Origin of the sequence: Phreatobacter oligotrophus (assembly GCF_003046185.1) — a bacterium.
Taxonomy (GTDB): domain Bacteria; phylum Pseudomonadota; class Alphaproteobacteria; order Rhizobiales; family Phreatobacteraceae; genus Phreatobacter; species Phreatobacter oligotrophus.
The window spans coordinates 1-1,370 of sequence record NZ_PZZL01000060.1 but is presented as its reverse complement, the minus strand read 5'-3'; the positions used below and the strand labels follow the sequence as shown (position 1 = coordinate 1,370).

The window sequence follows — 1,370 nt, the reverse complement described above, 5'->3', positions numbered from 1 at the left end:
GGTGACGTCCCTGGTGGTGGTGTAGCTGGCGGTGGCCATTGATCGATCTTCGGGCGAGGTTCGGGTTGCGCACACCAACCTGCACCTCGAGGACGACCAATGACCGATGAGATGATGATCCTTCGCGCCGCCGTGGAGAAGACCCCGGACGCGGATATCCTGCGCGAGATGATCGGCTTTGCCGCCGAGCGTCTGATGGAGCTGGAGGTCGGTGCGCTGACGGGAGCGGCGCATGGCGAGAAGAGCCCGCTGCGGCTGGCCCAGCGCAACGGCTACCGCGACAGGGACTGGGAGACGCGGGCCGGTACCGTCGAGCTTCGCATCCCCAAGCTCCGCAAGGGCAGCTACTTCCCCGGCTTCCTGGAGCCGCGGCGGATGGCCGAGAAGGCGCTGACGGCTGTCATCCAGGAGGCCTACATCCAGGGCGTCTCGACCCGCTCGGTGGACGACCTGGTCAAGGCGATGGGCATGAGCGGGATCTCGAAGAGCCAGGTCAGCCGCCTCTGCGAGGAGATCGACGAGCGGGTCAAAGCCTTCCTTGACCGCCCCATCGAGGGCGAGTGGCCCTACCTGTGGATCGACGCCACCTACGTGAAGGTCCGCCAGAACGGCAGGATCGTCTCGGTGGCCGTCATCGTCGCCGTGGGCGTCAACAGTGACGGCCGGCGGGAAGTGCTCGGCATGGACATCGGACCGTCGGAAGCCGAGACGTTCTGGACAGAGTTCCTTCGTAAGCTCGCAAGACGAGGGCTGCGCGGCGTCAGGCTCGTCGTCTCCGACGCGCATGAGGGCATCAAAGCCTCCGTCGGCAAGGTGCTGACCGCGACCTGGCAGCGCTGCCGGGTCCACTTCATGCGGAACGCGCTGGCCCATGCGGGAAAGAGCGGCCGGCGCGTCGTCTCCGCCTTCGTCGCCACCGCTTTTGCACAAGAGGATCCTGCGTCAGCGTCCCGCCAGTGGCGCACCGTCGCCGACCAGTTGCGCCCCAAGCTCCCGAAGCTGGCCACCCTGATGGATGACGCCGAGGCGGATGTGCTGGCCTACATGGGCTTCCCCGCCCAGCATCGTGCCAAGCTGCACAGCACCAACCCGCTGGAGCGCCTCAACGGCGAGATCAAGCGGCGCACCGAGGTCGTCGGCATCTTCCCGAACGAGGCCGCCATCACCCGCCTCGTCGGCGCCATCCTGCTCGAACAGAACGATGAATGGGCCGTCCAGCGCGCACGCTACATGACGCTGGAAACGATGGCCCCCGTCAGCGACAATGCTCTCGTCAGCTTGCCGGCCGTGCCGGCCTGACAAACGCCCGACCTCGCTCGGCGGTCGGTCTGTGGTGATCAGAAGATACACCACGTCCTGGGACATCACCC

The 1,370-nt window shown here is 66.6% G+C and carries 1 protein-coding gene; it reads left to right on the top strand.

What is annotated here, in order from left to right:
• Nucleotides 1–99 precede the first annotated feature (99 nt).
• Complete coding sequence (locus C8P69_RS23350; RefSeq protein WP_108179817.1) at nt 100–1,299, top strand: IS256 family transposase; 1,200 nt, start codon at nt 100–102, stop codon at nt 1,297–1,299.
• Nucleotides 1,300–1,370 lie beyond the last annotated feature (71 nt).